This is a genomic window from Hamadaea flava (genome assembly GCF_024172085.1).
Classification (GTDB): domain Bacteria; phylum Actinomycetota; class Actinomycetes; order Mycobacteriales; family Micromonosporaceae; genus Hamadaea; species Hamadaea flava.
In genome coordinates this window covers 4246836-4271339 of the sequence record NZ_JAMZDZ010000001.1, presented here as the reverse complement: position 1 = coordinate 4271339, position 24504 = coordinate 4246836, and the positions used below count along the sequence as shown (strand labels likewise).

Annotated in this window: 18 protein-coding genes and 1 pseudogene; 14 read left to right on the top strand and 5 right to left on the bottom strand. The window is 70.1% G+C overall.

Annotated features, from left to right (window positions below):
* The first annotated feature begins 62 nt into the window (after window positions 1-62).
* The 9 genes and pseudogenes from HDA40_RS20000 to HDA40_RS19960 all read left to right on the top strand — a co-directional run bounded on the left by HDA40_RS20000 (window position 63) and on the right by HDA40_RS19960 (window position 10607).
* Complete coding sequence (locus tag HDA40_RS20000) at window positions 63-1913, top strand: glycoside hydrolase family 13 protein (RefSeq protein WP_253758094.1); 1851 nt, start codon at window positions 63-65, stop codon at window positions 1911-1913.
* Between the two features lie 10 nt (window positions 1914-1923).
* Complete coding sequence (locus HDA40_RS19995; RefSeq protein WP_253758092.1) at window positions 1924-2271, top strand: hypothetical protein; 348 nt, start codon at window positions 1924-1926, stop codon at window positions 2269-2271.
* 266 nt (window positions 2272-2537) lie between these two features.
* Complete coding sequence (locus HDA40_RS19990; protein WP_253763695.1) at window positions 2538-3605, top strand: BMP family lipoprotein; 1068 nt, start codon at window positions 2538-2540, stop codon at window positions 3603-3605.
* Between the two features lie 241 nt (window positions 3606-3846).
* The gene (locus HDA40_RS19985; protein ID WP_253763694.1) at window positions 3847-5367 is read left to right on the top strand and encodes an ABC transporter ATP-binding protein; all 1521 of its coding nucleotides are present in this window, start codon (window positions 3847-3849) and stop codon (window positions 5365-5367) included.
* A 70-nt stretch (window positions 5368-5437) separates the two neighbouring features.
* Window positions 5438-6874 carry an ABC transporter permease gene (locus tag HDA40_RS19980; RefSeq protein WP_253758090.1) on the top strand — a complete coding sequence of 479 codons (1437 nt, stop codon included), beginning with the start codon at window positions 5438-5440 and terminating at the stop codon, window positions 6872-6874.
* 2 nt (window positions 6875-6876) lie between these two features.
* A complete protein-coding gene (locus HDA40_RS19975; RefSeq protein ID WP_253758088.1) occupies window positions 6877-8148 on the top strand; it encodes an ABC transporter permease in 1272 nt (423 codons plus the stop codon).
* A pseudogene (locus HDA40_RS19970) lies at window positions 8148-8516 on the top strand (cytidine deaminase); the annotation flags it as partial. The gene HDA40_RS19975 and the pseudogene HDA40_RS19970, both read left to right, overlap by 1 nt.
* A gap of 131 nt (window positions 8517-8647) precedes the next feature.
* Entirely contained in the window at window positions 8648-9922 is a 1275-nt protein-coding gene (locus tag HDA40_RS19965; protein ID WP_253758086.1) for a thymidine phosphorylase, read from the top strand.
* Between the two features lie 4 nt (window positions 9923-9926).
* A complete protein-coding gene (locus HDA40_RS19960) occupies window positions 9927-10607 on the top strand; it encodes a DUF4272 domain-containing protein (RefSeq protein ID WP_253758084.1) in 681 nt (226 codons plus the stop codon).
* Here HDA40_RS19960 and HDA40_RS19955 read toward each other — a convergent pair whose 3' ends face one another.
* On the bottom strand, window positions 10608-11429 hold the full coding sequence (locus HDA40_RS19955; RefSeq protein ID WP_372503166.1) for a putative RNA methyltransferase: 822 nt from the start codon (window positions 11427-11429) through the stop codon (window positions 10608-10610). It lies immediately after the preceding gene.
* A 55-nt stretch (window positions 11430-11484) separates the two neighbouring features.
* Here HDA40_RS19955 and HDA40_RS19950 point away from each other — a divergent pair, with 55 nt between their 5' ends.
* The 5 genes from HDA40_RS19950 to HDA40_RS19930 all read left to right on the top strand — a co-directional run bounded on the left by HDA40_RS19950 (window position 11485) and on the right by HDA40_RS19930 (window position 17717).
* On the top strand, window positions 11485-12588 hold the full coding sequence (locus tag HDA40_RS19950) for an adenosine deaminase (protein WP_253758080.1): 1104 nt from the start codon (window positions 11485-11487) through the stop codon (window positions 12586-12588).
* A 335-nt stretch (window positions 12589-12923) separates the two neighbouring features.
* The gene (locus tag HDA40_RS19945) at window positions 12924-16289 is read left to right on the top strand and encodes a sensor histidine kinase (protein ID WP_253758079.1); all 3366 of its coding nucleotides are present in this window, start codon (window positions 12924-12926) and stop codon (window positions 16287-16289) included.
* Window positions 16286-16690 (top strand): roadblock/LC7 domain-containing protein, encoded by a 405-nt coding sequence (locus HDA40_RS19940; RefSeq protein WP_253758077.1) that lies wholly within the window; start codon window positions 16286-16288, stop codon window positions 16688-16690. Before HDA40_RS19945 ends, HDA40_RS19940 begins: the two co-directional genes overlap by 4 nt.
* Window positions 16691-16756: 66 nt before the next feature.
* Window positions 16757-17128: a DUF742 domain-containing protein gene (locus HDA40_RS19935; RefSeq protein ID WP_253758075.1), complete on the top strand. Its 372-nt coding sequence runs from the start codon at window positions 16757-16759 to the stop codon at window positions 17126-17128.
* 1 nt (window position 17129) lies between these two features.
* The gene (locus HDA40_RS19930) at window positions 17130-17717 is read left to right on the top strand and encodes a GTP-binding protein (RefSeq protein ID WP_253758074.1); all 588 of its coding nucleotides are present in this window, start codon (window positions 17130-17132) and stop codon (window positions 17715-17717) included.
* A gap of 79 nt (window positions 17718-17796) precedes the next feature.
* On the opposite strand, the gene HDA40_RS19925 is transcribed toward HDA40_RS19930, so the two are convergent.
* The 4 genes from HDA40_RS19925 to HDA40_RS19910 form a co-directional block, all read right to left on the bottom strand.
* The gene (locus HDA40_RS19925; protein WP_253758072.1) at window positions 17797-18999 is read right to left on the bottom strand and encodes an ABC transporter substrate-binding protein; all 1203 of its coding nucleotides are present in this window, start codon (window positions 18997-18999) and stop codon (window positions 17797-17799) included.
* Between the two features lie 118 nt (window positions 19000-19117).
* On the bottom strand, window positions 19118-21637 hold the full coding sequence (locus tag HDA40_RS19920; RefSeq protein WP_253763967.1) for a transposase: 2520 nt from the start codon (window positions 21635-21637) through the stop codon (window positions 19118-19120).
* Between the two features lie 58 nt (window positions 21638-21695).
* Window positions 21696-22586, bottom strand: a complete 891-nt coding sequence (locus HDA40_RS19915) for a SatS C-terminal domain-containing protein (RefSeq protein WP_253758070.1) — start codon at window positions 22584-22586, stop codon at window positions 21696-21698.
* Window positions 22587-22698: 112 nt separating this feature from the next.
* Window positions 22699-24408: an aminotransferase class V-fold PLP-dependent enzyme gene (locus tag HDA40_RS19910; protein ID WP_253758069.1), complete on the bottom strand. Its 1710-nt coding sequence runs from the start codon at window positions 24406-24408 to the stop codon at window positions 22699-22701.
* Between the last annotated feature and the right edge of the window lie 96 nt (window positions 24409-24504).

Below are 24504 nucleotides of genomic sequence, written 5' to 3'. Positions count from 1 at the left end.
ATGTCGCGACCCCACCCTCGCGTGGGACGAAACGTCGACTTCTCACCAGAAGGGGACGCGACATGCGTCTGATCGATCAACCCCATCACGACGGTTCGCCGCTCTACGTCTCCACCGCCCGCCCCGCGCTGGGCGAGACCGTGACGCTGCGGGTACGCGTACCCGCAGCGTCACGGGTCCGAGAGGTCTGGTTGCGGGGCACCCCGGACGGCGAACCGCGCTTCCTCCCCGTACGCCATCACGAGGGCGAGTGGTGGGTCATCCATTACGAGGTGCGGAACCCGGTCACGAACTACCGGTTCTACTTCCTCCGCGAGGAGGGCGAGCCGGTGTGGCTGACCGCCGCCGGGATCGTGGCCGGGGACCTCACCGACGCCACCGACTTCCGGCTGGTCGCCTACGACGCTCCGGCGGAGTGGATGACCGACGCGATCGTCTACCAGATCTTCCCGGACCGCTACGCCCGGTCAACCAGCGCCGGGACGCTGGACAAGGACGACCTGCCGGACTGGGCGCTGCCCCGGGAATGGGACCTCGACGAGGTGATCGGCCGTGGGCCGGGCACCGCCGAGCAGTTCTTCGGCGGCGACCTGGACGGCGTCGTCGAGCACCTGGACCACATCCAGGCGCTCGGCGTGAACACGGTGTACCTGACGCCGATCTTCCCGGCCCGGTCCAACCACCGGTATGACGCTTCCACCTTCGACGTGGTGGATCCGCTGCTCGGCGGGGACGACGCGCTGCGCCGGCTGGCCGAGGCGGTGCACGCCCGGGGCATGCGGCTGATCGGCGACATCACGACCAACCACTGCGGAGACGCGCACGAGTGGTTCCGGGCCGCCGCCGAGGATCCGAACTCGCCTGAGCGCGAGATGTTCTACTTCGGCCCGGACTACGGCCTGGCCGACGGGGACTACGAGTCGTGGAACGGGGTCAAGAGCCTGCCCAAGCTCAACTGGGGCAGCACGCTGACCCGGGAGCGGATGATCGGCGTACTGCGGAAGTGGCTGCACGCCCCGGACGGGTCGCCGCTGCTCGACGGCTGGCGGGTGGACGTGGCGAACATGACCGGCCGCCGCGCCGACGAGAACCGTACGCACGAGGTCGCGGCATTGCTGCGCCGGGAGATCGTCGCCGTGCGCCCGGACGCGATGCTGGTCGCCGAGCACATGCACGACTCGACCGGCGACGTCGACCGGGACGGCTGGCAGGGCACCATGAACTACGGCGGGTTCACCCGGCCGATCTGGACCTGGCTCTGCGAACCCGACACCCCCAACGACTACTTCTTCGGCACCCCGGGCGGGGTTCCGCGGCGTACGGCGGAATCGGTGCTGGACACCGTGCACTCCTTCGGCGGCCGGATGTCCTGGCGCACCCTGGTGCACTCGTGGAACCCGCTGGACTCGCACGACTCGGCCCGGATGCGGACGGTCGCCGGAACCCGTGAGCGGCACCTGGTGGCCGTCGCGCTCCAGATGACCATGCCGGGTACGCCGATGGTCTTCGCCGGTGACGAGTTCGGCCTGACCGGCTGGAACGGGGAGAACTCGCGGACGCCGATGCCGTGGAACCGGGCAAGCGATCAGGATCAGGAGACGCTTTCGGCGTACAAGTCGCTGGTGAGACTGCGCACCGAGCAGCCTGCGCTGCGCCGCGGCGGCCTGCGCTGGGTGTACGCCGCCGCCGACACGCTTGCCTTCCTGCGCGAGTCGCCGGAGGAGACGCTGCTGGTCGTGGCCCGGCGTGCAGCCGGCGAGGCACTCGACTTGGGCGTCGGCGGAGCTGGGGAGGCTCTCGGCCGAGCCGCCAGAAGTGCAGTCAGTGTGAATCTCTACGGCGGCGCGGACCTCGTGGCGGGCGTCGTTCCCGCGGCGACCGGGCCGGACGTGCAGGTGTGGCGACTGGCGTAAGCTGCGCGGCGTGAAGGATCTCGTTCGGTACATCCTGCTCTACGCCCACCTCATCGGCTTCGCGCTGTTGCTCGGCGGGGCGGTCACCCAGTGGCTGGCCGGGAAGTTCCGGATCAACCAGGCGATGCTGATCGGCGTCTGGACCCAGCTGATCACGGGGATCGCCCTGTCGGCGCCGCTGCGGGGCGAGGGTCATGAGCCGCCGACGGCGAAGCTGATCGTGAAGCTCGTCCTGGCGCTGCTGATCTTCGGCGCGGTCTTCCCGGTCCGCAAGCGCGAGGAAGTTTCGAAGGGCCATTTCTACGGCATCATCGGCATGGTTCTCGTGACCGCCGGCGTCGCCGTGTTCTGGCACTGAGAAGGTACCTCGTTCAGGCCCGCGAAACCGACAAAAGCGATAGATTCCTCAAAGACGGGGATCATGACGGACGGCCGTGGTGACCCAGTGCACCTCTTAGTCACGCGGCCATAACGGGTGCTCAACAACCGGGCACGATGATCCGCTGTTGGGCAGGGAGAGGCGTAATCTCCCGTCCGTAGATTCGTCGCAAGTTGTTTGCAACAGCAGACCTGGACTTGCGACGTCACATGGGAGAGGAGACCGTCTTGCGCCCTGTGCGTGGGATGAAGATTGCCGCGTTCGTCGCGGCCAGCGGCCTGGCGCTGTTCGCCGCCGCGTGTAGCAAGCCGGCCGAGACGCCGAGTGGCGGCTCGACCAGCGCCGCCGGTGCCGCATTCAAGGCGTGCATGGTCACTGACACGGGTGGCATCGACGACCACTCCTTCAACGCCGGCACCTGGGCGGGCATGGAGAAGGCCAAGGGCGCCAACTCCGCCATCAAGACCAGCTACGTCGCGTCCTCGGCGCAGTCGGACTACGCGCCGAACCTGACGAACCAGGCCAGCGCGGGCTGCCAGTACATCCAGGCCGTCGGCGGCCTGATGGCCGACGCGACCACCGCCGCGGCGAAGGCGAACCCGAAGATCCAGTTCTCCATCGTGGACTCGGGCAACGGCGGCCAGGCCAACATCTACCCGGTCCAGTTCGAGACCCAGCAGGCCGCGTTCCTGGCGGGCTACCTGGCCGCGGGCTACTCGAAGTCGGGCAAGGTCGGCACCTACGGCGGCATGAAGATCCCGCCGGTGACGATCTTCATGGACGGCTTCGCCGACGGCGTGAAGAAGTACAACGAGGTCAAGGGCAAGAACGTCCAGGTCCTCGGCTGGGACAAGGCCAAGCAGGACGGCCTGTTCACCAACGACTTCGTCAAGCAGGACGCCGGCAAGGCCAAGTCCGACGCGCTCGCCGCGCAGGGCGCCGACGTGATCATGCCGGTCGCCGGTGGCGCCGGTCTGGGCACCGCCGCGAACGCGGGCAACAAGTACACCGTCATCTGGGTGGACTCGGACGGCTGCAACACCACGCAGTACTGCTCCGTCATGCTCAGCACGGTCGTCAAGAACATGACCGACCTGGTGTCCGAGGCCGTCGGCAAGTCCGCGACCTCGAACGGTGCGCTGCTGCCGAACACGGGCTCGAAGGGCACGCTGGAGAACAACGGCGTCTCGCTGGCTCCGTACCACGACTTCGACTCCAAGATCGACGCCACTCTGAAGGCCGAGATCGACCAGCTGAAGGCGGACATCATCGCCGGCAAGATCACGGTCACCTCGCCGGCTCAGCCGAAGTGACCAGTTCTTCCAACTAAGGACGTTCGCGGGTGAGATCATCCCGCTAGGGGTAGATAACCCGCGAACGGCCGGTCCTCGCCGGCCGCCCGCCTCCGCGTACTGCGCGCGACAGGTGTGGCGGCCGGTGGGCTTTCGTAGACGAACGTCTGCTACAAAAGACCGCCCGTGTGCTGAAGAATCTTCGCGCACAGGGGGTCACCGGAGAAAAAGGTCACTCCACGCACGGCCTGAGGAGGTCCCGCTGAGACTCGAACTGCGCGGCATCACCAAGCGCTTCGGTGACCTCGTCGCGAACGACCAGATCAGCCTCACCGTGGAGCCAGGCGAGATCCATGCCTTGCTCGGCGAGAACGGCGCCGGCAAGTCGACCTTGATGAACGTCCTCTACGGGCTGCTCCAGCCGGACGAGGGCGAGATCCTGGTCGACGACAAGCCCATCAAGATCAAGGGCCCGAGCGACGCCATCGCGGCCGGCATCGGCATGGTGCACCAGCACTTCATGCTCGTCCCGGTGTTCACCGTGGCCGACAACGTCATGCTCGGCGCGGAACTCGTCAAGGGCGGCTTCCTCGATCATGAGAAGGCCCGCAAGCTCGTCGTCGACGTGTCCAAGGAATATGGGCTGCCGGTCGATCCCGACGCCGTCGTCGAGGACCTGCCGATCGGCGTACAGCAGCGGGTGGAGATCGTCAAGGCGCTGACCCGCGACGTCGACCTGCTCATTCTCGACGAGCCGACCGCTGTGCTCACCCCGCAGGAGACCGACGACCTGCTCGAGGTCATGCGCGGGCTGAAGCGGGCCGGCAAGTCCATCGTCTTCATCACCCACAAGCTGCGCGAGGTGAAGGCGGTCGCCGACCGCATCACCGTCATCCGCCGCGGCAAGACCGTGGGTACCGCGCCGCCGTCGGCGCCCGAGTCGGAGCTGGCCGAGCTGATGGTCGGCCGCGACGTGCTCCTGCGGGTCCACAAGGACGTCGCGAAGCCGGGTGAGCCCGTGCTGACCGTGGAAGACCTGGTCGTCGCCGATGACCGCGGTCTGCAGGCGGTCGCCGGCGTCTCCCTGGAGGTACGCGCCGGCGAAGTGCTCGGCGTGGCCGGAGTGCAGGGCAACGGGCAGACCGAGCTGGTCGAGGCGATCATGGGCCTGCGCCCGGTGGCCTCCGGCAAGATCTCACTCAACGGGGAGCCCATCAACTCCTGGCGGACCCGGCAGACGCTGGACGCCGGGGTCGGTTACATCCCCGAGGACCGCGGGGTCGACGGCCTGGTCCGGGAGTTCTCGGTGGCCGAGAACCTCGTCCTGGACACCTACAACCAGAAGCCGTTCGGCACGAAGCTCGCCCTCAACCCCGGCAAGATCGACGAGGGCGCCAAGGAGCGGATCGAGCACTTCGACATCCGTACGCGCTCGGCCGGTTATTCGGTGGGCACGCTGTCCGGCGGCAACCAGCAGAAGGTGATCGTCGCCCGGGAGATCTCCCGCGACCTGAAGCTGCTGGTGGCGTCGCAGCCGACCCGAGGCGTGGACGTGGGCTCGATCGAGTTCATCCACAAGCAGATCATCGCCGAGCGCGACGGCGGCACCGCCGTCCTCGTCGTCTCCAGCGAACTGGACGAGGTGCTGTCGCTGGCCGACCGCGTCGCCGTGATGTACCGGGGCCAGGTGCTCGCCGTGGTCTCCCCGGACATCCCCCGCGACCAGATCGGCCTGCTGATGGCCGGCGTCACCCAGACCGAGACCCCGGAGGCAGGGGAATGAACGGCCGCAGGCTGATCATCGGTAAACACAGTCCTACTCATGCGGTCGCCGGCCGCAGGACGGTGATCGCATGAGCGAGCAAGATCCTCCCGTGGAGCCGGGTGGCGACGCTGACAGCGGGTCGGAGACCGGCGGCGGTCAGGCCTTCCCGGTCAACCCGACGCCCGTGCCGAGCGCGGCGCAGGCGGAGGCCCTGGCCGGCCAGCCGGTCGCGCCGACCAGGAACGGCGGCAAACCCAGCCTCGGTCAAGCCTTCCTCAAGGAGCTGTGGGCCGACAACAGCTTCACGGTGACGCTGCTCGCCATCGTGCTCGCCGGCGTCGTCGCGGCGGTCCTCATGGTGCTGGGCGACGAGAACACCCGGCAGCAGTGGGCGTACTTCTTCTATCAGCCGGGCACCACCCTGCAGGCGACCTGGGACCTGCTGAGCGTCTCGTTCGGCAACCTTTTCAAGGGTTCCATCGTCGACCCCGACACGTTCAGCCGCTGGGTCTACGGCATGGACGGGGTGACCTGGCAGCGGGTGCTCTACCCGATCTCCGAGACGCTCACCGCGGCGGCGCCGCTGATCTTCACCGGTCTGGCGGTCGCGCTCCCGTTCCGGGCCGGTCTGTTCAACATCGGTGGTCAGGGCCAGGCGATCATGGGTGCGCTGGCCGGTGGCACCGCTGGGTTCGCCCTCGGCTGGTCGTCGCCTTTCGGCTGGATCGCCGCGACCATCGCCGGTGCGCTGGCCGGTTTCCTCTACGGCGGACTCGTCGGCCTGCTCAAGGCGCGTACGGGCGCGCACGAGGTCATCCTGACGATCATGCTCAACTACGTCGCGCTGTACTTCATGAGCTGGTACATCATCCAGCCGTGGGTCAAGAACCCGGAGCGGAGCGACGCGATCAGCAAGCCGATCCCGCCCGACTCGTTGTATCCGAAGATCTTCGGCACGACGGCGTCGGACACCGGCCTGCGGGCCAACCTGGCGATCGTGCTGGCCGTCCTGGCCGCCTGGGCGATCTCCTGGCTGCTGCGCCGGGGCACGTTCGGCTTCGAGCTGCGGGCGGTCGGCTACAACCCCGACGCCGCCAAGACGGCGGGCATGAAGGTGGGCGCCACCCTCGCGCTGACCATGGCGATCTCGGGCGCGCTCGCCGGGCTCGGCGGCACCTCGATCGCGGTCGGCACGGCCGGCGCGCTGACCGTCGACATGATGGGCCAAGTCGGCTTCAACGGCATTCTGGTCGCACTGTTAGGCCGGGTGAAACCCTGGGGCGTCGTGGCGGCCGGTCTGCTCTACGGTGCGCTGACCGCGGGCGGCAGCAAGATGCAGACAGGTGGGGTGGCCACCCACGCCGACGGCACCACGGTCAACATCCCCGGCATCTCCAACGAGATCGTCGGCGTCATCCAGGCGCTGATCGTCATCTTCGTGGCGGCGCCGCTGCTCGTGCGGGCGATCTTCAAGCTGCGCCGTTCGCCCTCCGCGGCGGCCACCGTCGGACTGGCGAAGGGGTGAGCATGACCGCGTCTACTGCGGACGTCGTGCTGGTCGCACCCGAGGCGACCTGGAACCGCGCGCGCAAGACCGGTGCGGTCCTGGCCGGGCTCGGCCTGATCGCGACCGTCGTGTTCGGCCTGCTGGCCAGCACCAAGACCACCCACTACGCACTCGGCACGACCACCTCCGGGGCGGCCATCCCGATCCCGGGCAAGCTCGGCGCGATCGTCTTCGGGCTCATCGCGCTGGGTGCCGGGCTGGCCCTGATGATCACCCAGAAACGGTTCGGACTCTGGGTCGGCGTCTCCCTCGGCGCGTTCGTGATCTCGTCCCTGTGCTGGCAGGTCTCCCAGGCCGCCAACGGCGACACCATCCCGCTGGGCTCGCTGGCCCAGCTGACCGTGCTCGCGGCGCTGCCGCTGATCTTCGGTTCGATCGGCGGCGTCCTGTGCGAGCGGACCGGCGTCGTCAACGTCGCGATCGAGGGTCAGCTGCTCACCGGTGCGTTCCTCGGCGCCTTCCTCGGCTCGGTCGCGGGCAGCTACTGGGTCGGCCTGCTGGCCGCGGCGGTCGGTGGCGTGATCATCTCGGCGCTGCTGGCGGTGTTCGCCATCCGGTACCTGGTGGATCAGGTCGTCATCGGCATCGTGCTCAACACGTTCGCCCTCGGCATCACCGGCTACCTGTACGAGCAGATCATGCGGTCGGACACCCAGGCGTACAACTCGCCGCCGCGGCTGCCGGAGTGGGACATCCCGCTGCTGTCCAAGATCCCGATCATCGGACCGGCCCTGTTCCAGGGCACGATCCTCACGTACGCCGCGATGGTGCTGGTCGCCGTGGTCACGATCGCCCTCTACCGCACCCGGTGGGGGCTGCGGACGCGAGCCGTCGGCGAGCACCCGAAGGCCGCCGACACGCTGGGCGTACGCGTCCTGGGGTTGCGCTACACGAACGTGCTGATCGCCGGGGCGGTCGCCGGGTTCGGTGGGGCGTACTTCTCCATGGTGTCCGCGACGAGCTTCACGAAGAACCTGACCGGCGGCGCGGGCTTCATCGCGCTGGCGGCCATGATCTTCGGCCGGTGGCAGCCGATCGGCGCGCTGTTCGCCTCGCTCTTCTTCGGCTTCGCCGGAGCGCTCGCGACCACGCTGGGCTCCATCGCGACCCCGATCCCGAGCGACTTCCTGAACATGCTGCCCTACATCGCGACCATCTTCGCGGTCGCCGGACTGGTCGGCCGGGTACGCGCGCCGGCCGCCGACGGCAAGCCGTACGAGAAGGGTCATTGATGAGCGGAATCGACTGGGGCACGCTCCGGAAGGTCGCCGTCGAGGCGATGCATCGGGCGTACGCCCCGTATTCGAAGTTTCCGGTGGGCGTGGCGGGGCTGGTGGAGGATGGCCGGGTCGTCAGCGGCTGCAACGTGGAGAACGCCTCCTACGGGCTGACCCTGTGCGCGGAGTGCGGCATGGTCAGCGACTTGATCCGCACCGGCGGCGGGCGGCTGGTGGCGGTCTCCTGCGTCGACCGCGACGGGGAACCGCTGACGCCCTGCGGGCGCTGCCGGCAGTTGCTCTACGAGCACGGCGGACCGGACTGCCAGGTCGAGACGGCCGACGGGCACACCACCGTCGGCACGCTTCTCCCGGGCGCATTCGGCCCGGAATACCTGTAGTTCGCGACCACTTGGCAAGTCCCGTTGATCATGGAGTTTCCAGTCGTGACACGCCGTCGAGGCCACGGTCGACTCCATGATCAACGGGAGAGCTCAGTAAGAGAGGCACCACCATGGGATTCGCCGCAGTCGACGTGATCCGCGCCAAGCGGGACGGCGGCGTACTCAGCGATGAGCAGATCGACTGGGTCGTCGACGCGTACACGAAAGGGTCGGTCGCGGACGAGCAGATGTCCGCGCTGGCCATGGCGATCCTGCTGCGAGGCATGACGCCCGGGGAGATCGCCCGGTGGACGGCCGCGATGATCGCGTCGGGTGAGCGACTCGACCTGTCGAGCGTGCCCCGGCCGACCGTGGACAAGCACTCCACTGGTGGGGTCGGCGACAAGATCACGCTGCCGTTGACGCCGCTGGTCGCCTCGCTGGGCGCGGCCGTGCCGCAGTTGTCCGGGCGCGGACTCGGCCACACCGGCGGCACGCTCGACAAGCTGGAATCGATCTCAGGCTGGCGGGCGGCGCTGTCCAACGACGAGTTCATCGCCCAGCTCGCCCGGGTCGGCGCGGTGATCTGCCAGGCCGGCGAAGGGCTCGCACCGGCCGACCGCAAGCTCTACGCGCTCCGCGACGTCACCGGCACGGTCGAGGCCATCCCGCTGATCGCCAGCTCGATCATGAGCAAGAAGATCGCGGAGGGCACCTCGGCCCTGGTCCTCGACGTGAAGGTCGGCTCAGGCGCGTTCATGAAGTCGGTCGACGGCGCCCGCGAACTGGCCCAGACCATGGTCCAGCTCGGCAAGGCCCACGGCGTCACCACGGTCGCCCTGCTGACCGACATGAGCACCCCGCTCGGCTTGGCCGTCGGCAACGCGCTCGAGGTCGAGGAGTCGCTCGAGGTGCTCGCCGGCGGCGGCCCCGCCGACGTCGTGGAACTCACCCTCGCGCTGGCCCGCGAGATGCTCGCGACGGTGGGCATCGAGACCGACCCGGCCGCCGCGCTGCGCGACGGCCGCGCCATGGACAAATGGCGGGAGATGATCGCGGCCCAGGGCGGCGACTCCGGCGCACCACTCGCGCGGGCCAAGGAGATCGAAGTGGTACGCGCACCGCAGGCCGGTTACGTGGCGGGCGTGGACGCGATGGGCGTCGGCCTGGCGGCGTGGCGGCTCGGCGCGGGCCGGGCCCGCAAGGAGGACCCGGTGACCGAGGGGGCCGGCGTACTGCTCAAGGTCAAGCCGGGCGACCCGGTGAACACCGGGGACGTCCTCTGCGAACTGCACGCCGACGACCCGGCCCGGATTCCGGCCGCGCTCGCCGACGCGACCGGCGCGTTCACCTTCTCGGACGCCGCCGTCGCCGCTCAGCCGCTCGTGATCGACCGGGTAGCGTAGGGCTGTGGCCGAAGTCCTCGCCCCTGACCCGGTCGCCACGCGCCTCGCCAACCTAGCGGAACTGCAACGACTGGGCCTGCCGCTGCCGCCGGAGACCTTCCCGTTCGTCTGGGAGCCCGGCGACCTGGTGTCGCTGCGCCCCACCCGGGAGATCGAGGCCCGCGCCGCGGTCCTCGCCGTCATCCTGGAACGCTGCTTCGGCATGCCGCCCGAGATCGCGCTCGCCTGGCTGGACGAGAACCGGCTCAACGACGAGGTCACCGACTTCGAGTTCGACTTCATCAAGGGCGGCGTCGGCGATCACCACGCCTTCGCCCTGCACCTGGACGCGCTGGCCGCACTGACCTGGGTTCTCGGGCTGAGCCGGCGGCTCGACCCGACCAACCCGCCCGACCCGCACGGTCCGCTGCTGCCCGACTTCGCCGCCGGGGAGTCCTTCGCCCACTGGCGGGCCCGGATGCTGCCGGCCCCCCGGGAGACGGAACTGGTGGCGGCCGTCCTCGACCTCTACTACTGCCTCGACTGGGCGTTCCTCGCGGTGGAGGCCGCGGGCGGCGACCGGCCGGGCGTACTGGGGTCGGCGGCGATCGGTCAACGCCGGTGGGGACTGGAATGGGCGGTCGTGTTCTCCGGGCCCTATCAGGATCCGCCCGGCGGCTGGGAAGAGATCGACCTCTCCACCTAGCTACCGGCCGGCTAGCTGACGGTCGGCGGGGGCGTACGCGGCGACACGGACGGCGGCGGTGACCGTGGTGACGGCGTCGGCGTCCGGCGCCGCCGAGTGGAAGGCGTTGGGACCCATCCCGACCAGGGCGCGTACCTCGTCTGGGGTCAGCCGGAGCGGGAACTCCAGCTCCTCCGCCCCGACCAGGTCGAACTCACGCAACGTGGCGGCCAACCGCTCGGCCTTGTCCGGGTCGACGTCGAGTAGTCCGTAGCGCTCCCGCAGCTCGGCGAGGTGCCGCGGCAGCGGCGTGACGACCACCAGGCGGCCGTCCGGGCGCAGGACACGGCGGAACTCCGCCCCGTTACGGGGTGCGAAGACGTTCAGCAGGACGTCGAGACATCCGTCGGCCAGCGGCAGTCCAGCCCACACGTCGGCGAGGACGGCCTCGGCCCGGGGGTGTGCGCGAGCCGCCCGGCGCAGCGCGGGCTTGGCCACGTCGAGGGCGATCCCGGCGGCCTCAGGGGCGGCGTCCAGCGCGCCGGCCAGGTAATAGCCGGTCCCCGCGCCGATGTCCGCGATCAGTGCCGCCGACGGGGGGACGAAGCCCGCCACCGTCGTGCGTACTCCTTGGTAGTGACCGGCCTGCAGGAACGCGGAACGGGCGGCGACCATGTCAGTCGTGTCGCCCTCGGGGAGCTTGCGACCCGTGCCGAGGTGCACGTAGCCCTGCCGGGCGCGATCGAAGCTGTGGCCGCGCGGGCAGCGCAGCGAGCCGTCGGACTGGTGGAGCGCCTCGCGGCAGACCGGGCAGCGCAAGGCGGCCAGTACGGTGTGGATCAGCTCATCCTCCGGCGACTCACACGAGTGCTCGTCGGCACTCCGATATCGTCATCACATGGTCGCACCCAGCTACGCCGAGATCGTCAACGCCCCGAAGGCCCTGCTCCACGACCACCTCGACGGCGGCCTGCGACCCGCGACCATCGTCGAGCTGGCCGCCGAGATCGGCCATGAGCTGCCGGAGACCGATCCCGACGCGCTCGGGCGCTGGTTCTCCGCCGCCGCCGACTCCGGTTCGCTGGAGCGCTACCTGGAGACTTTCGGGCACACCGTGGCGGTCATGCAGACCGCGGCGGCGCTGCGCCGGGTGGCCGCCGAGTGCGCGCTCGACCTGGCCCTGGACGGCGTGGTCTACGCCGAGGTCCGGTACGCCCCGGAGCAGCACCTGGAGAACGGGTTGACGCTGGCCGAGGTGGTCGAGGCGGTGCTGGCCGGGTTCGCCGAGGGCACCGCCCAGGCCGCCGCGCTGGGCCGGACGATCCGGATCGGCTGCCTGCTCACGGCGATGCGGCACGCCGCCCGGTCGATGGAGATCGCCGAGCTGGCCGTGGCCTACCGGGACGCCGGGGTGGTCGGCTTCGACATCGCCGGAGCCGAGGCGGGTTACCCGCCCACCCGACACCTCGATGCTTTCGAATATCTACAACGTGAGAATTTTCACTTCACCATCCACGCCGGCGAAGCCTTCGGCCTGCCCTCGATCTGGCAGGCCATTCAGTGGTGCGGCGCCGACCGGCTCGGCCACGGGGTGCGGATCGTGGACGACATCGGCCCGGCGGAGTCGGCCGGTGGGCTTGGTGGCGGTCGGCGGCTCGGACGGTTGGCGGCATATGTCCGGGATAAGCGGATCCCGCTCGAACTCTGTCCTTCGTCGAACGTCCAGACCGGAGCCGCCCCGTCGATCGCGGAGCACCCGATCGGCCTCCTGCGGGATCTGCGCTTCCGGGCCACCGTCAACACGGACAACCGGTTGATGAGCGGGACGTCCATGAGCCGGGAGATGGCGCTGCTGGTGGAGGCGTTCGGCTACGGCTGGGCCGAGCTGCAGTGGTTCACCATCAACGCGATGAAGAGCGCGTTCATCCCGTTCGACGAGCGACTGGCCATCATCAACGACACCATCAAACCCGCGTACGCGAAGCTGATCGGAACCGCGTAGTCACCGTCGGTCACTCTTGGTGGGATGTCGCAGGCGCGGTATTACCCAAGTGTCCTGATGTTTCTCCCCAGTTGTGGGAACTGGGGCAGGCTGGCCTTTTGCTTTATCGCCCAACGTGATGGAATCTCGGGGGTCCGGCCTAACACGGTCGGCAGTTGATTGCTGAGCAACGGCGTGGCGGATCGCCCACGACTGTGGGTAGCGTGTGCGGGGCCAGCGAGCGCTGCGGGCCGAGGGCGGCCCGTTGTGGGAAGGACGGTGACGTGAGCAAGCGGCCAGGATCGGATAGTTCGGTCCTTTCGCGTCTCCGTCGGCCGGCGGGTCGACTCCGGGACATGCCCATCTGGGCCAAACTTGGCCTCATCATGGTGGTGCCGACGCTGGCCACCATCGTCGTCGGTGTCAACGGTCTGGTCGGCCAGATGGATACGGTCGAGCTGGCGGACCGTGCGCGTACCTTCGCGAACGTCAACACCGAGGCCGGCGAGCTCGCCCATGAGCTGCAGGAAGAACGGGCCAAGGCGGTCATGGCGCTGGGCGCCGGCACCGACAAGGCGGCCCGGCAGACCGCGCTGAGCGCGCTCGACCAGGTCATCACCGCGACGGACAAGGCCAAGGACGACTACCTCCAGCAGGTGCAGTCGCTCTCGACGACCGACCTGCCCGCCAAGTTCACCGCGACGCTGGAGAACGTCACCCAGGGTCTGCAGGCGCTCGGCCCGGTCCGGGACGGCACGAAGAACGCCAAGTCCCAGGCGAGCGACGTCGCCTCGACCTACAGCTCGATCATCGGCGACCTGAACCAGCTGAGGGACTACACCGCGCGGTTGGCCGGCGACACCTCGCTGTCCGAGCGGATGCAGGCCGGCGCGCAGCTCGCCAAGTACAAGGAATATCAGGCGCAGAAGCGGATCATCGTCCTGAACGCGTTCGCCAGCGGCACCATGACGACGCAGATGAAGGACGACTACATCGCCACCCTGATGGGTTCCGAGCAGGCATTCAACGCGTTCAAGCTGCTCGCGACGGCGGACGAGTTCGAGATCTGGACCACCCGCACCAGCGGCCGGGCATTCCGAGAGGTCAGCCTCGACCAGGGGCTGATCGAGTCGATGAGCTCGCCGCAGATGTCCACCTTGACGTTCACCGCGCAGAACTGGGACCAGTCGCACTCCGAGGCGGCCGACCTCGTCCGCAAGGTGGAAGAGAAGGTCGACGCCGACGCGGCCAGCGAGGCGACCCGCGTCCGGGACAACGTCACCCGGCAGGTCCTGGTGCAGACCGGTCTGCTGCTCGGCGCGCTGATCCTGGCGATCCTGTTCGCCTGGCTCGTGGCCCGGTCGATGGCCCGGTCGCTGCGCGAACTGCGGCACGGCGCGCTCAACGTCGCCCAGTACGGGCTGCCCCAGGCGGTCGCCCGGCTGCGTGATCCGTCGATCTCCGCGCAGCTGTCCCCGGCCCAGGTCGCGACGCAGATCGCCGACCCGCTGCCGGTCCGCAGCAAGGACGAGTTCGGCCAGGTGACCGAGGCGTTCAACGCCGTCCACCTGGAAGCCGTGCGTACCGCGGCCGAGCAGGCCGCCCTGCGGTCCTCGGTCGCGACGATGTTCGTCAACCTGGCCCGCCGTTCGCAGATCCTGGTCGACCGGCTCATCGGCCACCTCGACCGGCTCGAACGCGGCGAGGAGGACCCGGACCGGCTGGCCGAGCTGTTCCAGCTCGACCACCTCGCCACCCGGATGCGCCGCAACGACGAAAACCTCCTGGTGCTGGCGGGCGCCGACTCGACCCGCGTCCAGCGCGACCCGGCGTCCCTGGTGGACGTGCTCCGCGCCGCGCAGTCCGAGGTCGAGCACTACACGCGCATCGAGTTCGGCACGGTCGACCGGGACATCGAGGTCGCCTCGCACGCCGTCAACGACCTCGTCCACCTCGTTGCCGAGCTGTTCGACAACGCGACCGCGTTCTCGCCGCCGGACTCGATCGTCATGGTCGAGGCGCGGCGGGTCGGCGACCGAGCCGTCCTCTACGTCGAGGACCAGGGCATCGGCATCTCCAACGAGATGCTCGCCGACATCAACGAGCGGCTCGCCACGCCACCCATGGTGGACGTGGCGGTCTCCCGGATGATGGGCCTGGTCGTGGTCGCGCGGCTCGCCGCCCGGCATGGCGTCAAGACCGAGCTGCGGCCCGCCACCGACCGGGGCACCATCGCCGACGTCACGCTGCCGCAGTCCGTGCTCGTGCCGCGGGCGCTGTCCGGGCGCGGTCAGGCCCCGAGCCGGCCTGTCACCCCGCAGACGCCGCCGGCCCAGACGCCGCCGCGCTCCCCGTTCGCACAGCCGCTGGCGCTGGAGAGCGGGCCGGTGCAGCGCCAGGCGCCGGGCCAGCGTCCGGGCCAGGCCCAGCGTCCGGCGTACGAGCAGCAGCCGCCTCGCATCTTCGAAGCGCCGGCCGCCCCGAACGTCCCGCCGATGCCCGAGCCGGTCAACGGCCGCTCGATGCCGGCGTGGTCCGACCTCACCGGAGCCAACGGCCGCCCGGCCGCCCCGGCCGGCCCGGTCAACGGATCCGGCCCGGCCGACCACAACCCGCTGCCGACTCGCCGGCCGCAGGAGAGCTGGACGGTCGACGGCGAACTGATGTCGGACGGCGTGGGCATCCCGCGTCAGATGCCGACCTCGCCGGAGGCGATGCCCACGACGGGCACCCCGCCGATCAGCAGCGTCCCGGTCAGCGGGTACCCGGTGAGCGGCGCTCCGGTCAGCGGATACCCCGTCAGCGGCGTACCGGTCAGCTCGGCTCCCGTCAGTTCCACTCCGGTCAGCTCGACCCCGGTCAGCGGCCCGGCGAGCGCTTCGCCGACCGCGCCGTCGCTGCCGGTCTGGCCGCCGGTCACCATGCCGACGACGCCCAACGTTCCGACGACGCCGTCGGTCGGCGAGCCGCTGCCGCAGCGCCCGACCGAGCGGACGTCTGACTACCCGGCCGTTCCGACAGCCGGGGCGGAGCCGCGGCCGACTCTCGCGTACGTGCCGCCCGCGCCCGCCATGCCGGATCGGCAGGTGCCGCCCGCGGACGAGACGATGGAGCTGCCGATCTTCCGGGAGCTGGAATCGGCCTGGTTCCGGACGCGGAAGCCGGCCGCCGGCGAACTGGCCGACGCGGCCGACGCCTCGGCCACAGCGCAGATCCCGCGGATCACCGCGGAGACGGCCGCCGGGCCGTACGCCACCGTTCCCGCGACCGAGCAGGCCACGGGACAGTATCCGACGATCGCCGGTGGGGGCGCTCGGGACGGAGAGCAACAGCGTTCGAGCACGATGGCGGGTAGTGCAGGCATGGGGAGCAACGACCGCCCTACGGGGTACACGGTTCCGGCGCCGTACGCGCCGAGCTGGCAGACGATCGCCGACGACGGCTGGAAGGCGGCCACGGCGGCCGCGTCCGCCTCGAACGAGGATTCGACCGAAGTGACCGGCTCCGGCCTGCCCAAGCGTGTTCCGATGGCGCAGCTGGTCCCGGGCGGTGTGGACAAGGGCGGCACGACGCTGGACCGGCGTACGCCCGAAGGTGTTCGCGGCCTGCTCTCCGCATACCACCGCGGTGTGCAGCGAGGCCGTACGCAGCAGAAAGACGATGACTCGACCGCTGGTTCGAACCCGAACGGGCGGCAAGGTGGCAAGGAGCATGAGGCATGACATCAACGCAGGATCTGGGTTGGCTCCTCGCCAACTTCGCGGATCGCGTCCCGGGAGTCGCCCACGCGGTCGCAGTCTCCGCCGACGGCCTGCTCCTGGCGTCGTCACGTGACCTGCCGCGGGACCGCGCCGACCAGTTGGCGGCGATCTCCTCCGGCCTGGTCAGCCTGACCCAGGGCGCCGCGCGGTGCTTCGAGGGCGGGGCTGTCCTGCAGACCGTCGTGGAGATGGACAACGGGTTCCTGTTCCTGATGTCCATTTCGGACGGTTCCTCGTTCGCCGTTCTCGCCGCGCGCAGCTGCGACGTCGGTCAGGTCGGCTACGAGATGGCGCTGCTGGTGGACCGGGTGGGCGACGCGCTCACGCCGGCCCCGCGGGCGGCGGCGGGCATGCTCAACTGAGGACGCGCGCGGTACGAACCCGCGGTGGAGGGTCCACGGCGGGTTTGGAAGGGGGTGAACGGCTAGATGGTTGAACGCGAAGAACCGACCGGTGCGCTGGTTCGGCCGTACGCCGTTACCCGAGGTCGCACCCGGCCCAGGCTGGAGATCGCGATCGAAGCGCTGGTGGAGACGACCATGCGTGGCCGGTCGACACAGTCGACCAAAGGCGCGGGCCGGGAACACCAGCACATCGCCTCACTGTGCGACGGCCGCCTGCAGTCGCTGGCCGAGATCGCGGCGCGGATGCAGCTGCCGCTCGGCGTGGCGCGGGTTCTCATCGCTGATATGGCCGCAGATGGTCTCGTCGCGGTCTATGAGCCGACCTCGTTCGAGACCAATGACGCAGTAGGCACTGAGTTGCTGGAGAGGGTGCTGAGTGGACTTCGGAGGCTCTGAAATGTCGCACCGTCCTAACGTGGGACGGGTGACCTCGGCGAAGATCGTCATCGCCGGTGGCTTCGGCGTGGGCAAGACCACGCTGGTCGGGTCGGTATCGGAGATCACCCCGCTGACCACCGAAGCGATCATGACGTCCGCGGGCGTCGGGGTCGACGACACCCGGCAGGTGCCGGGCAAGACGACGACCACGGTCGCGATGGACTTCGGCCGGATCTCGATCGACCGCGACCTGATCCTGTACCTGTTCGGTACGCCGGGCCAGACGCGGTTCTGGTTCATGTGGGACGAGCTGGTTCGCGGCGCGATCGGCGCGGTCGTCCTCGTCGACACCCGGCGGCTGGCCGACTGCTTCGCGGCGATCGACTTCTTCGAGCACCGCAAGCTGCCGTACGTCGTGGCGATCAACTGCTTCGACGGCACGCAGTTCCACTCCGAGCAGGACGTTCGCGACGCGCTCGCGATCTCTCCGGAGGTCCCGGTGCTGCCGTGTGACGCCCGTGGCCGCGAGTCCACCAAGCAGGTACTCATCGGCCTGGTGGAATACGTGCTGAGCATGCGGCGGACGCGTACCGGCATTCCGGCCTGACGCCGGTCACAACGAGAAGAGCGGCCCCCTTCGCGGGAGGCCGCTCTTTCGTATGCGTGTTCCGCGGGCTGAGCGGGCCTCAGAGGCGCTGCCAGGCCCCGCCCTTGGCCTGGAACAGGGCCAGCACCTCGGGGGCCATACCGCCGTGGTCGATCGGGCTGAAGCCGTACGCCCCGGCGACACCGTCGTAGGGGGTGGACTCCAGCGCACCCCGCAACCGGCGCCCCTCCACGGTGGAGACGCGCCGGGCGGCCGCGGCCACCAGCGCCAGGGCGTCGACGGCGTACGGCATGCAGCCGCTGAACGCGCCGTATTCCTGGTTGTAGCGGTTGACGAACAGCCGGATCTCCCGGCCGCTGGCGGTGTTCACGATGAACGGCGCCCCGGCCAGCACCGGCGAGTAGAGGACGTACACGCCTTCCATGACGGAGGCGTTGTCCCCCTTCAAGGTGTCGTCGTCGATCGCGGTCGGCGGCAGGTAGATCGCCGGGTTCTCGTCGGTGTCCTTGAGCGCCTGCACAGCGCGTACGGCGTTGGCGGGCGACGTCCAGACGACGACCGCGTCCGGCTTCTCCTCCACGGCCCGGGCCGCTGCCCCAGCGAAGTCCTTGCCCGAGGCGGCCAACTCGACGGTGTCCACCAACTTGCGTCCGGCCGCCGTCAAGGCCGCCTTGGTCGCGCGTACGCCGTCAGAACCGAGCGTGTCGTCGGTGGAGAGGATGACGACCTCCCGTTGCCCGACGGCGCGCATGCGGCGGGCCAGCCGAGTCGCGACATCCGAGGCGTTCGGCGCCAGCTTGTAGGTGAACTTCCGCGTGCTCAACGGAATGGAGATGGCGTCGGCGGCGCAGAACGACAGGTACGGCACGTGTTTCGCCTCGGCCACCTTGAGGGTGGCGAACGCGGCTTCGGTGCTCAGGCCGCCGATGATGGCGGCTACGCCCATCGCGGCGAACTCCTCGGCGACGTCGGTCGCGGTCGCGCCGTCGCTCTGGTTGTCGCGGATGACCACGTCGAGCTTGCGATAGCTGTCGCCGACGCGTACGCCGTCGACGTTGAGTTCGGCCAGGGCGATCGCGATGGCGCGTTCTTGCAGCCGACCGGAGACCGTGCCGCTGCCCGAGAGTTCCAGCGTCGCGCCGACCCGGATCGGGTCCGTGCTCAGCACCTTGTTCTCGGTGGCCGTCGCCGGCGAACCGTTGAGGACGCCACAACCGGTGAGCGCCGACCCCGCTGCCACCGCGGCTCCCAGGGACAGGAAACCGCGCCGGGTGACACTCATGAACCGCCTCCGAACCTGATACTGCTGCTGGCGTATGCTCTCGCCCCACCGCAGGTAAGGTCAAGCCCCGTCCGTGTGGCTTACTTCACGGGTGGAGCTAGCCAAAGAGGTTCGAATGCTACCTGCCGTATCCAGCGGTTCGGTAGCCGTAGTCGTCGCGATCGTCGCGATCGTTGTCCCGGCTGAAGTCCCAGCCGCCCGCCGACTCCCGGCCCGGCCGGCCGCCGACGGCGTAACCGTTGACTTCCTGGCCACGACGCCAGCCCCGGAAGTAGCCCGAGGTGTGCTGCGCCAGCCGCTGCGGGTCGCGCACGATGCGCAGCGGGCGTTCGGGCGCCGCGATCGGCGATCCCGGCACCAGGTTGGCCTGCGGTACGCGCTTGGGCAGCCCGGCCCGGGTCTGCTCGGCGATGTCCGGGTCCGAGGCGTGCTGCGCCGCCCGCCAGCCGAGGTCCATCTCGGAGTTCCAGGTCGGCTCGTCCTCGACGGCCTCCTCGGCCTGCCCGGTGAACCAGGCGGACCGGACGGTGGAGAAGATCAGCAGGTCGCCGTCGGCGTCGTCGGGCAACGACACGTTGGCGTCCAACGGGTCGGGACCACTACGGCGGGCCCGCGCCGGCAGCGGCTCGTCGAGCGCGGCCGCGTCGACCAGGCGCAACGCGGGCGGCTCCGGCAGCTTCAGGTCGTCGGCGAGCCACGGCGGCGTGACCTTGTCGTAGCCGCCGGTCCCGAAGTCGCGGACCTCCGGCTCCGGCACGTACGCCTCGGGCTCGTCCCGGTCGCCGAGCAGCGGCCAGGACGACCGGGCGCCCGGCACCTCGCCGCCGTTGGCCGGGGCGGCCGGGCGGCTCAGCGGGAACACGATCTCGGCTGCGGCGGCACCGGCGCCCTGCTCGTCCAACGCGGCGAGCAGGGGTTCGGCCGGCGGCGTGGTGAGTCGCTCGGCCCGCGCGTTGTTGATCGCGGCCTGGCTGAGCTTCGGGACGAACGGCGCACCAGTCTCCGCCGGCGTGATCCGGGACGGCAGCGGTTCGGGCTCGGCCGGTACGCGCTGCGCGGGTACCGGGTTGGCGGCGGGCTGCGCCATCGGCATGGCCAGCGGCTGCCGGGTGGGCATCGGCTGGGCCGACACCGGCTGCGGCACGGTGGTCTGCGCGACGGCGACGGGCTGCGGCTGGTGGGCCGGCTGCGCTACCGGTTGCGGAGCCGCGACCGGCTGAGCCGCGACCGGCTGAGCCGCGACCGGCTGAGCCGCGACCGGCTGAGCTGCGACCGGCTGAGCTGCGACGGGCTGAGCCGCGACGGGCTGAGCTGCGACGGGCTGAGCTGCGACGGGCTGAGCTGCGACGGGCTGCGGCTGGTGGGCCGGCTGCGCCATCGGCTGCGGCGCGGCCGGCTGAATGACGGGCTGGGCGGCGGTCGGCTGCACCATCGGCACGCCTACAGCCGGGGTCGGCTCGAAGCCGGGCGGCAGCGGGGCCGCTGGGGAGACCGGCGTCGCGGAGACGGGCGTCGCGGAGACGGGCGTCGCCGAAACAGGTGTCACGGCGGCCGGAGCGGCCGAAACCGGCTCGGCCGAGACCGGGCTGGCCGAGACCGGGCTGGCCGAGACCGGGCTGGCCGAGACCGGAGCCAGCGGCGCTCGGTTGCGGCGTGCGGCCGGAACGCGAGTGACCGGCGGCTCGGGCGCCTCACGAACGGCCCGCAGGGGCGTGATCGGGGTGGCGGCCCGGCGGCCCTTGGCCGGAGCCGGGGTCGCGACCCGGGCCGCGACCGAGTCGATGAGGGCGGCGCAGGCCGCGTCGCAGGCTCGGACGGCGGCCACCGCTTGCCGGACGGTTTCGGCGATGGCGCTGGTCAGATGCTTGGTGACCCCGCCGCGGCGGGGAGTCTCCGCGATCGCGACGCGCAACGCGGTCACCGCTTCCAGCGCGCTGGCGTGGTCGGTTACGCCGGACGCGGCGACCTGAGCGGCGACCGAGTCGACGGCGAGGGCGGTGTCACGGTTGCGGCCGGTGGCCGGGGCGGCGAGCAGACCGGGTTCGGGGAGGAGGTCCAGAATGGTCAGCGCCACCGGCTCCGCCGGGTCCGGGTACGCCCGGAGCGCCGCCGGATACAGCTCGCGAAGCACCTCGCGCAGGGCGCCGGCCGCGCCGTGGCGGCCGTGCGTCAGCGCCGAGTGGGCGGAGAGCACGGGCTTGAGCCCGGCCAGGTCCCGAGGAGCCGGACCAGCCTGGGCCGACAGCGCACCCGCCTGGAGCGCCCGGGCGAGACCGACGGCCCGGCGCTCGGCCGGCTCCGACTCGATCTCCTCCTGGGACTCGTCGTCGGCGAAGCGCTCGGCGTAATCGTCTGCAGCGTCGTCGTCGACGACAGACAACGGCCGGCCCGCCGTCGTCAGCAGCATGGTGACGAGGTGGTCGTCGCTGTCGGCGGCGACCGCCACGCCCGACGGCGCGCTGGAGCGCTCGGCGAGCAGGCTGCTGAGCGTCGCGTACCCGTTCGCGTCGTCGCCGATCTCGCAGACCTCAAGCAGACGGCCTGAATCGTCGACGACCGCGGCGGTCAGCCAGCCTTCGTCGCCGGCCACCCCTGTGTCGGCCGAAGCCAAACCGCAATACACCCGAACGAGCGCCACGGCGTCGTCCTCCTCCCGGGACTGTCGTGTGCCAAGGTTTGATGCTGCCTTGGAACTGTCAGTCGCGCCAGTCCACGATGCCGGAGATCTTGCCGATCACCGTTCGCCAGCCGAGACTTGCCTGTTGTGCCCCGATTTTGCGGACCCGCCGCTTGGCGAGGAACCCGCCGACGCCGCCCGAGCCGGCCGACCGGAGCGCCTCGTCGAGGTCGTCCAGGGGTGACCCGGGGGACAGCATGCCCAGCACGTCGTTGAGGCGCAGCGAGTAGGCGATGTCCCGGGAGACCTCGCCCGCGCTGAGGATGAGGTTCGGATCCCACGCGTCGTGCCCGCCGCGCAGATTCTCCACGACGAGGTCGAGCTCGTAGGTGTCGTCATCGGCCGGCGTGAGCTGCTCGACGTCGATCTCGTCGGTCAGGCGCTCCCATTCCGGCAACTGGGACATGTCGTTCGGCGCGCCCGACTTCACGAACTCGACCAGGCCCTCCGCGCTCTTGAAAAGCAGCAGCCTGCCCTTGTGCGTGAGGAAGAGCGGGACCTCTTCGACGTCCTCTTCCTCGTCCTCGGCTTCCTCGTCCTCGTCCTCGTCCTCGTCCTCGGACTCGGCGGCCTCGGCCGCCTCCTCGTCGTCGATCGGCTCGAGGTCGACGCTGGTGTCGGAGGCCTTGCGGGGCTTGCCGGCGGCCTCGTCTTCGTCGGCCTGGGCCAGCGCCTGCCGGGTCAGCTCCTCCTCGTCGAAGTCGGGCAGCTCTTCCTCGTCGTCCTCGAGAGCTGCATCCGGCTTACGCGCGAAGGGATCGTCGTCCTCGGGCCGCTCGGAGACGTCTGTCGGCGCGAAAGTGGTCGACGATCGGTACGCCCGCAGGGTGAAGCCGCTCCCGCGCGGCAAGGCGATCTCGACCGGGTCGATGGCCAATTCGCCCCAGAACTCGGTGGGTTCCTCCGCCACTGCGTCCTCCTGGACTGTCCTGTCGGTGACTCAACGCACAACCCTAGTCGTTGGACGCACGGTCCGTGCGCCCGGATCGGCGACTTGTCCACAGGGTGCACGCCGGGCCGGGTCACCGCGGCGTGACCAGGCATTCGTCCGGCAACTCGAACCAGCGCAGCTCCTCGAAACGGGGGGACACCCCCGCGCCGGCGGTGCCGTCGGCGTACGCGCGATCGGCGTGCTTGTCGAAGACGTCGCGGGCGTACGCGAGGTAGTCGGGCAACGCGCTCTCGGGGGCGCGCTCGTGCTGGGTCGGATGCCGGAGCCGGCCGGTCGCGTCGTAGCGCAGCCGATCCAGCCGCAACGGCGGCTCGACGATGCCGTCCGAGTGCCGCCACAACCCCGTACGCGCGTCGAACCGGTAGTCGGGCAGCAGCCGCCAGCCGTACGCCGCCACGAGGTGCACCGCCTCGACGATGTACTGGTACACGGCCTCGGAGATGAAGTAGTTGAAGCTGACCCGGACCCAGCCCGGCTTGATCCCCTCACAGCCGGCGAGGATCTCCTGCTCGAACCGGTGCGACCGATCGAGGTCGATGCCGAGCAGCCGGTGCCCATAGGGTCCGGCGCATGAGCAGCCGCCCCGGGACTGGATGCCGAACAGGTCGCTGAGCAGTGCCACCACGTAGTTGTGGTGCAGATAGCGGCGCGTCGGCGCGCGTACCACGAAGGAGACGATGGAGAGGCGCTCGGCCTCGAGATTGCCGAGCACGTCGAGGTGGGGGTCCTGCCGCCAGGAGGCGATGGCCCGGCGCAGGAAGTCCTCCTCCTGGGCCCGGATGACTCCGGCCCCGACGGCCTCCTTGAGCTGGAAGACCAGTCCGGCGCGGATGTCGCCGACGATCGCCGGGGTGCCGCCCTCCTCGCGGTGCGCGGGGTCGGACAGGTAGTGGTGCTCGACGGCGTTGACGTAGTCCACCGTGCCGCCGCCGGGCACCGTCGGCACCCGATTGCGCAGCAGCTCGCGCCGGACGATCAGGACGCCCGAACTGCCCGGTCCGCCGACGAACTTGTGCGGGGACAGGAAGATCGCGTCCTTGTACGCCAGCGGGTGCCGCGTACATCGCCCGGACATCTCGATCTCGACGTAGGGCGCGGCGGCCGCGAAGTCCCAGAACGACAGCGCGCCGTGCCGGTGCAGCAGGTCGGAGATGCCGTGGGTGTCGCTCACGATGCCGGTGACGTTGGACGCCGCCGAGAACGAGCCGATCTTGAGGGGGCGGTCGGCGTACCGGACGAGTTCCCGTTCCAGCGCCTCGACGTCGATGTGGCCGTCGTGATCCTCGGGGATGACCACGACGTCGGCGATGGACTCCCGCCACGGCAACTCGTTGGAATGATGCTCGAACGGGCCGATGAACACCACCGGTCGCTCGGCGGCCGGGATCTGCTCGCGCAGTCGATAACGGTCGTCGAGTTCGGCCGGCAGCCGGATGCCGAGAATGCCGACCATCTTGTCGATCGCGCCGGTCGACCCCGACCCGGTGAAGATCACGACAGTGTTCTCGTCGCCGCCGACGGCGTCGTGGATGATCCGCCGCGCGTCCTCCCGCAGACGCGTCGTCTGCCGTCCGGTGCCGGAGGACTCGGTGTGCGTGTTCGCGTACCTCGGCAGCACCTCGTCCCGGACGAAGTCCTCGAGAAAGCTCAGCGCCCGGCCCGACGCGGTGTAGTCGGCGTACGTGACCCGGCGGGGGCCGTATGGACCCCACATGACCTGGTCGTCGCCGATCACCGAATCCCGTACCCGCCGGACGAGCGGGGTGTCCTCCGCGACCATGCTTCAGTATGTGACCTTCAGATCACTGCTCGCATCGGTCGCGCGGTCCTTCTATGGATGATCATCGCGCCAGTCACGCTGTTTCAGCGGACAAAT

Coding starts and splice junctions, on each gene's coding strand:
- HDA40_RS20000 (WP_253758094.1), top strand. CDS start 63: ATGCGTCTGATCGATCAACCCCATCACGACGGTTCGCCGCTCTACGTC.
- HDA40_RS19990 (WP_253763695.1), top strand. CDS start 2,538: ATGAAGATTGCCGCGTTCGTCGCGGCCAGCGGCCTGGCGCTGTTCGCC.
- HDA40_RS19980 (WP_253758090.1), top strand. CDS start 5,438: ATGAGCGAGCAAGATCCTCCCGTGGAGCCGGGTGGCGACGCTGACAGC.
- HDA40_RS19975 (WP_253758088.1), top strand. CDS start 6,877: ATGACCGCGTCTACTGCGGACGTCGTGCTGGTCGCACCCGAGGCGACC.
- HDA40_RS19965 (WP_253758086.1), top strand. CDS start 8,648: ATGGGATTCGCCGCAGTCGACGTGATCCGCGCCAAGCGGGACGGCGGC.
- HDA40_RS19950 (WP_253758080.1), top strand. CDS start 11,485: ATGGTCGCACCCAGCTACGCCGAGATCGTCAACGCCCCGAAGGCCCTG.
- HDA40_RS19945 (WP_253758079.1), top strand. CDS start 12,924: ATGCCCATCTGGGCCAAACTTGGCCTCATCATGGTGGTGCCGACGCTG.
- HDA40_RS19940 (WP_253758077.1), top strand. CDS start 16,286: ATGACATCAACGCAGGATCTGGGTTGGCTCCTCGCCAACTTCGCGGAT.
- HDA40_RS19935 (WP_253758075.1), top strand. CDS start 16,757: ATGGTTGAACGCGAAGAACCGACCGGTGCGCTGGTTCGGCCGTACGCC.
- HDA40_RS19930 (WP_253758074.1), top strand. CDS start 17,130: ATGTCGCACCGTCCTAACGTGGGACGGGTGACCTCGGCGAAGATCGTC.
- HDA40_RS19925 (WP_253758072.1), bottom strand. CDS start 18,999: ATGAGTGTCACCCGGCGCGGTTTCCTGTCCCTGGGAGCCGCGGTGGCA.
- HDA40_RS19910 (WP_253758069.1), bottom strand. CDS start 24,408: ATGGTCGCGGAGGACACCCCGCTCGTCCGGCGGGTACGGGATTCGGTG.